6 protein-coding genes are annotated in these 7204 nt (G+C 57.8%); 4 read left to right on the forward strand and 2 right to left on the reverse strand.

Translation table 11 applies throughout. The features are described from left to right. Positions 1–182 precede the first annotated feature (182 nt). Positions 183–1400, reverse strand: coding sequence for a glucose-1-phosphate adenylyltransferase (gene glgC, locus ADB02_RS05975; RefSeq protein WP_042388575.1), 1218 nt, complete (start codon positions 1398–1400; stop codon positions 183–185). A 112-nt stretch (positions 1401–1512) separates the two neighbouring features. Here glgC and glgA point away from each other — a divergent pair, with 112 nt between their 5' ends. The 3 genes from glgA (at position 1513) to budA (ending at position 5315) form a co-directional block, all read left to right on the forward strand. Then, complete coding sequence (glgA, locus tag ADB02_RS05980; RefSeq protein WP_049190040.1) at positions 1513–2709, forward strand: glycogen synthase; 1197 nt, start codon at positions 1513–1515, stop codon at positions 2707–2709. Positions 2710–2911: 202 nt separating this feature from the next. After that, positions 2912–4435 carry a glycoside hydrolase family 5 protein gene (locus ADB02_RS05985; RefSeq protein WP_049190041.1) on the forward strand — a complete coding sequence of 508 codons (1524 nt, stop codon included), beginning with the start codon at positions 2912–2914 and terminating at the stop codon, positions 4433–4435. Positions 4436–4574: 139 nt separating this feature from the next. Further along, a complete protein-coding gene (gene budA, locus ADB02_RS05990) occupies positions 4575–5315 on the forward strand; it encodes an acetolactate decarboxylase (RefSeq protein ID WP_049171946.1) in 741 nt (246 codons plus the stop codon). A gap of 3 nt (positions 5316–5318) precedes the next feature. Here the strand turns inward: budA and ADB02_RS05995 are convergent, their stop codons facing one another. Next, positions 5319–6194, reverse strand: a complete 876-nt coding sequence (locus tag ADB02_RS05995; protein WP_049190045.1) for a methyltransferase domain-containing protein — start codon at positions 6192–6194, stop codon at positions 5319–5321. Positions 6195–6563: 369 nt separating this feature from the next. Between ADB02_RS05995 and ADB02_RS06000 the strand changes: the two genes are divergently transcribed. Further along, the coding region (locus ADB02_RS06000; protein WP_422647618.1) for a transposase-like zinc-binding domain-containing protein at positions 6564–7204 on the forward strand (641 nt) is incomplete at its 3' end.

A 7204-nucleotide genomic window follows, 5' to 3' on the forward strand; every position in this document is an offset into this window, starting at 1 on the left:
GCTTGAAAGTGTCATAAACTCACACAGTTTCACATTTGCAGCCCGTATTCACATGCGAAGCCCGTGATTTTTGGGGTTGCCGGTTTTGGGCTAGGTAGCAACTAGGCAGCAAAAAGGGTTAAAGGAGAAAAGGCACGTACCCCACGGTACGTGCCTTTTGCAGCCGCTCGGACTCAACCAGCCTAGATAACCTGGTTCTTACCAACGGCCACAACGCCGCCAGCGCTGACCTTGAAGCGCTCTGCGTCCTTCTCCGGATCGACACCGATAATGGCGCCATCTGAAACTACAACGTTCTTGTCCAAAATCGCGTGGCGAACCACTGCTCCGCGGCCGACGCGAACGCCTGGGAAGAGAACCGAGCCCTCCACCGTCGCGCCGTCCTCGACCACAACGTTGGTGCTAATCACCGAGTTGCGGACCGTACCACCGGAGACAATCGAACCAGCACCGACCATCGAAGCCTGAGCAATACCGCCCTGGACGAACTTGGCCGGAGGCAGGTTCTCCTCCGAGAAGGTGTGGATTGGCCACTTCTTGTTGTAGAGGTTAAACACCGGGTGGACGGAAATCAGGTCCATGTTGGCCTCGTAGAAGGCATCGATGGTACCGACATCACGCCAGTAGCCCTTGTCACGTTCGGTCTCACCAGGAACGTAGCTGTCCTTGAAGTCCCAGACGAAAGCTTCGCCCTCCTCTACCAGCATCGGAATGATGTTTCCGCCCATGTCATGGTCGGAGTTTTCATCTTCCGAGTCACGCTTAATAGCGTCGATAAGCGCGGAGGTAGTGAAGATGTAGTTACCCATCGACGCGAACGTCGAGTTCGGGTCATCCGGGGTGCCGGGCGGATCTGCCGGCTTCTCCAGGAACTCGGTGATTCGGTTGTTGTCATCGGCATCGATGACACCGAATGCGCTGGCCTCAGAACGCGGGACGCGGATACCAGCGACGGTCACGCCAGCGCCAGACTCGATGTGGGCCTCCAGCATCTGCTGCGGATCCATGCGATAGACGTGGTCGGCACCGAAGACGATGACGTACTCCGGATCCTCGTCATAAACCAAATTCAGTGACTGCAGAATCGCGTCCGCCGAACCGGTGAACCAGCGCTTACCCAGACGCTGCTGAGCCGGCACCGGGGTAACGTACTGGCCGGTAATGCCGGACAGCTGCCACGCCTGCGAAATGTGACGGTCGAGCGAGTGGGACTTGTACTGGGTCAGCACACAGATCTTCAGAAAACCTGCGTTGACCAGGTTCGACAGCACGAAGTCGATAAGCCGATAGCTACCACCGAAAGGCACGGCGGGCTTAGCGCGGTCTTCCGTCAGCGGGAAGAGACGCTTGCCTTCGCCACCGGCAAGGACAATGGACAAAACATGTGGTTGACTCCTCACACCAACCAACCTATATGCGATTTACGTTCCTCGCTGCCAGTCTCCCCTCCCCGCTACCCACACCCAGGCATATCAAGCGACGGAAATTGTCAAATCTGGTTACGCTGGAACTATGCGTGTTGCCATGATGACCAAGGAATACCCTCCGGAGATTTACGGCGGAGCAGGTGTTCACGTAACTGAACTGACTCGTTTCATGCGCGGCCTCGACGGCGTTGACGTCGATGTGCACTGCATGGGTGCTCCTCGCGATGAGGCGGATGTATATGTCCACGGCGTTGACCCGGAGTTGAAGGATGCCAACGCCTCGATTAAGACGCTGTCCACGGGGTTGCGCATGGCAAATGCCGCCGCGGCAACCGACATTGATGTCGTCCACTCTCACACGTGGTACTCGGGCCTGGGCGGTCACCTCACTGGTCTGCTCAAGGGCATTCCGCATGTGGCAACCGCGCACTCACTGGAGCCGCACCGCCCATGGAAGCGCGAGCAGCTTGGCGGCGGTTACGACGTTTCCAGCTGGTCCGAGCGCAATGCTATGGAGTACGCAGACGCTGTCATTGCTGTTTCCGCGCGCATGAAGGACGCCATCCTGGACGCCTACCCGCGTATCTCCCCCGACAAGGTTCACGTTGTCCTGAACGGTATCGACACCGAGCTGTGGCACCCGCGCCCGACGTGGGAAGAGTCCAAGGAACAGAACGGCTGGTCTGTCCTGGAGGAGCTCGGCGTTGACCCGTCTCGCCCGATGGTCGCGTTCGTCGGCCGCATCACCCGTCAGAAGGGTGTCGCTCACCTGGTCAAGGCCGCATCGCTTTTCGACGACGGTGTGCAGCTCGTTCTGTGCGCCGGCGCTCCGGACACCCCGGAAATCGCGAAGGAGACTGAGCAGCTCGTCCATGACCTCCAGGAGAAGCGCGATGGCATTTTCTGGGTGCAGGACATGCTGCCGAAGGAGAAGATCCAGGAGATCCTGACAGCCGCGGATTCGTTCGTCTGTCCGTCCATCTACGAGCCGCTGGGCATCGTTAACCTTGAGGCTATGGCCTGTGGCACCGCCGTTGTCGCCTCTGATGTCGGCGGCATTCCGGAGGTTGTCGTCGATGGCGAAACCGGCACTTTGGTTCACTACGACGAGTCTGATCCGGAGGGCTTCGAGCGTGGAATCGCTGCCGCGGTTAACAACATGGTCGCCGACCGCGACCGCGCTACCAAGATTGGCCAGGCGGGTAAGAAGCGTGCTGAAGATGTGTTTAGCTGGGAGAACATCGCTCAGCAGACCGTTGAGGTTTATAAGTCTTTGATGTAGCTGGCTGTCTGCGAGACGCCACGGATGCGCGGTGGACGGAGTCTCCTCATAAGGCCCATCGCTTCCGAGAAGGAAGCGGTGGGCCTTTCTTAGCCTTTTTACTAACCCCGTTCAGGACATTTACTTATGCCCTTGCCCACTTTTCTAAACCTAATTTGAGTTTTGGCTGAATTTATCATTACTGGTCAATAGCATCCTGAGTATGAGATTCACTAAGAAGGTGGCAGCAGTTGGTGCCGCCATTGCCATAGCGCTAGCGGGTGCACTACCGCATCAGGCGCTCGCTACAGAAGTAGCCCCATCCCCTAGTACCGCTACCATCACCGAGCGTGGTCCCCTTGGACAGTCCGGTCGCTGGTTTACCGACGGTGATGGCCGTGCTTTCCTCACTCAGGGGTCGAACATCGTCTACAAGCACGATCCTTACACCCCAGAGGCCGGAGGCTTTAACGAGGACGATGCTGACTGGCTCGTGCAGCAGGGCTTCGACTCCATGCGAGTCGGCATTATCTGGAAAGCAGTAGAGCCAAAGCCCGGCAAGTACAACGACAAATACCTGGATTCCATTGCCCGCACTATCTCCATGCTCACTGAGCGTGGAATCGCGGTCTTGGTCGATGCCCACCAGGACATGTACAACGAGAAGTTCGAAGGCGAATTTGCCCCGGATTGGGCTGTCATTGACGACGGCGTTCCCAGCCTCTTGAAGGTTGGCTTCCCCGCTAACCAGGCCCTCAATATCGGCCTCATTAGGGCATACGACAACTTCCTGAATAACCGCGAAGGGCCGGGCGGTGTTGGGTTGCAGGAGCGTTACGCAGCCATGTGGGGCCATGTCGCCAAACGCCTTGGCGACATGCCGGGACTGATGGGCTACGACATCATTAATGAACCGTGGCCAGGCTCGGCATACCCACTGTGCTATCTGGCTCTCGGCGACTGCGGCCCGGCTAAGGAAAAGCTCGATGAACTGCACCAGAAGGCTGCCAATCAGATTGTCAACAAGGACCCGGACGCTATTGTCCACTACGAGCCCTACTCCATGTGGAACACCGGATTGAACACGAATCCGGCAGCCCCGGAGGTTCCTGAAACCGCTGGTACGGCTCTCAGCTGGCATGTCTACTGCACCACGAATGCCCTGTTCAACACCTACACGGGCTGTGATTTCTTCGATGGTCGTACCTTCGACAATGCGGAAATCGTCTCATCCGGTAACGGCTCGGCCACACTGCTTTCCGAGTTCGGCGCCACCGACGATGCCGATACCCTCAATGGCGTAATTTCGCTTGCCCGGCGCCACATGGTCGGCTGGCAGTACTGGTCCTACTGTGGATGCGACGACCCGACGACGCAGAATCAGAAGGAACAGGGCATGGTCTTCGACCCGAAGGTTCCAGGACCTGTAGGTGCCGATGCCTTCAACCGCGACAAGATGACCATTCTCGCCGCTCCACACCTGCGAGCGGTCGCAGGCACCCCGCAGGCTACTGACTGGAACCGCGACACCCGTGTCTACAAGGCCAGCTGGAACAATAGCCGCGTCGACGGCACCGGAGTTTTCGCACCTGGTTCCACCAGCGAGCTCGTTGTGCCCTCAATCAACTTCCCGAATGGGTTCACAGTGAATGTCGAGGGTGGCCACGCCACTGTCGCTGCCGATGGCCAGACGGTTCATATCGTCTCCACTGCTGACCACGTGTCAGTCACCATCCGGCCGAAGTAGAACCAACCGCTCGATTCACCAAATAACGCCCTGTGGATTCTTCCGCAGGGCGTTTTTCGTGCCGCAGGGTCCTCCCACACCATCGGACCGAAAACCCACCTCAGCTTGGGCTACAAATATCGGGAATATAATGGCTTCCATGACCACTCACGAGAATTTTCCAACGGTCCGACACACAATTTTCCAAAACTCACTGATGTCCGCACTGCTCGATGGCATCTACGACGGCGAGATGACCATTGGCGAAATCCTTGGTCATGGAAACTTCGGCATCGGCACCTTCGACGGTCTCGATGGCGAAATGGTAATCCTCGACGGTGTCTGCTGGCAGGTGCGTCACGACGGCTCCGCGACCCGGGCCACCATGGATCAGCGCAGCCCCTACACGGTGGTCACCAACTTCGTTCCCCACACGGTGATGGATGCGCCGGAAAACCTGACTCGCAAGGAAATTAGCCCCATCATCGATTCCCTGGTGCCGAGCCAAAACTTTATGTACGCACTGCGGATTACCGGCGAATTTGAGTGGGTGAAGACTCGAACCGTCGTAAAGCAGGAAAAGCCGTATCAGAAGATGGTTGATGCGACGGAAGAAGACGCGTCGGTTGATTTCGAGAACCTGCGGGGCACGATTGCGGGCTTCCGCACGCCGGTGTACGAGAAGGGAATTTCGGTGCCCGGCTGTCACGTGCACTTCCTTGCGGAAGGCGGCACCGGCGGCGGGCATGTGCTGGACTTTAAGCTGCGCTCGGGCACTATCGAACTGTGCCCGGGCACTGACCTGCAGCTTCGCCTTCCGCTAACGGCGGAATTCTCGGATGCTGACCTGGATCCGGAAGACCTGGATGAACAGATTCACAAAACCGAGGTCAAGGAGTAGGCGCTAGTCGCCCGGGCGCCCCAGACGGGTGACGTAGGCACGGGCGGTGACGTACATCTCTGCAGGTAGCGCTGCAATGCGTTCCTGCAGCACCTCCGGGTGAATATGGCGTGCCGACGGGCTCATACCGATCTGCGCGGCGATTGCACTCTGGTTGAGGTTCATACCGAACTCCACCAGCTCCGGGTCGCCAACAGGCACGAGGTGCCCCTCGGCCTGGGAAATCATGCGCTCGACCTTGCCGCGCTCGACATCGATGATGCCCAGTGGCTCACGAAGCTCGCCCAGATGACCAGTAGTGGCCGTCAGAACCACAACCTGGCCGCCCGGCTTGAGCACGCGAGCGAACTCCTCCGCGTTGCGAGGTGCGAAGACAACCGTAAGCGCATCGATGGAACCATCACGCAGCGGCAAACGCGCCCACGCATCGGCCACAACCGCACCGAGTCGCGGATGACTCTTGGCCAGGTGCTTGGCGGCCGGCACAGACACATCAATGCCTACACCACGGGAATTGGGAATGCTGTCCAGCGTGTGTGCGAGGTAGTAACCAGTGCCCGCACCGACTTCGCAGATGACTGGCCTGGCGGCCTCGGACACGTTGGCGTCGTCAAGCACATCCTGGACGTTGCCTGTAACTGCCTCAACGAATGGAGCATAGTGGCCACCAGAGAGGAACTCCTCGCGGGCGGTAATCATCTTGGCGTCATCGCCGGTGTAGCGCAGACCAGCCCCACCGGCGAGCGTAACGTAACCCTGGCGGGCGACATCATAGCTATGTCCGGATTCGGACTTCAGAGTCATTCGTTCGGCATCACCAAACTTCAAATCAGTGCCATCGATGGGGTCAGCAAGCACATCAATGATGTCAGCTAGCACGTCGGTCACTCCTCAAACTGAGCTAGAAAAATAATTTTCACTATCTTAGCCCGTGTCGAGCTCAGCCAAGTAACTCCAATGCGAGTTACTGACTACGTTTATGACAAAAATTGCCCGAAAACTGGCTTGAAAGTGTCATAAACTCGCACAGTTTCACATTTGCAGCCCGTACTTTTTGTTCATAACCCCTCATTCGAGCCGTTATCAGGGTTAAGTAGCAAAAAGTGTGTCTGACTTTCAGCATTACTGCTGATTAGGCTGGGTAAATCGGGCGGATATAAGCATCAAGACCTTATATCCGCCCGATTAGTGTTCAATCCACCGGAATGGCACCCGCATGTGCTAATCGGGGGTTGGTGTGCTTTCCGGGTGAGTAAAAACAGACCACGATGCCCGATATGCGCTGGGCAAATGAAGAAAAACGGAACCACTTCTAAAGGCACAACCAGGTGGCGATGCAAGGACCCGAACTGCGGCAGTTCCACGACACGAACCCGCACCGACCGCACGCAGACCCGCGACTTTAAAGCCTTCGTCTCTTATGCCACCTCCACAGCAACGTTGTCTGAACTCGCCCAGCAACAAGGGGTAAGCCGTTGGACACTTGACCGCCGATTCAAACCGTTCTGGCTCATCGACATCCCCAACGACGGTGACCCACAGCGCATCTACGACCAGATCTTCATCGACGGTACCTACACCGCCGCCGGATGCTTGCTCGTCGCAGCCAGCCACGACCACGTCATCGCATGGCACTGGACCAAACACGAAACCGCCCACGCCTACACGCAGCTACTCCGCAAAATCGCTGAGCCGCTCTGCGTCGTCCTCGACGGCGGACAAGGCGCACTTACTGCGATTAAAGCCTGCTGGCCGAACGCGATAATCCAACGATGCCTCGTCCATGCGCAACGCGTCATCCGCCGCTACACCACATCACGACCACGCACCGACGCCGGCAAAGCCATCTACGCCCTGGCGTTGAAACTGACCCGTATCACCACACTCGA

The sequence above is a fragment of the Corynebacterium sp. 212_CJEI genome (assembly GCF_001055915.1).
GTDB lineage: Bacteria > Actinomycetota > Actinomycetes > Mycobacteriales > Mycobacteriaceae > Corynebacterium > Corynebacterium jeikeium_D.

What these genes read in the sequence shown, in the direction of transcription:
- budA (WP_049171946.1), top strand. Translation starts at nt 4,575, where the DNA reads ATGACCACTCACGAGAATTTTCCAACGGTCCGACACACAATTTTCCAA.
- glgA (WP_049190040.1), top strand. Translation starts at nt 1,513, where the DNA reads ATGCGTGTTGCCATGATGACCAAGGAATACCCTCCGGAGATTTACGGC.
- ADB02_RS05985 (WP_049190041.1), top strand. Translation starts at nt 2,912, where the DNA reads ATGAGATTCACTAAGAAGGTGGCAGCAGTTGGTGCCGCCATTGCCATA.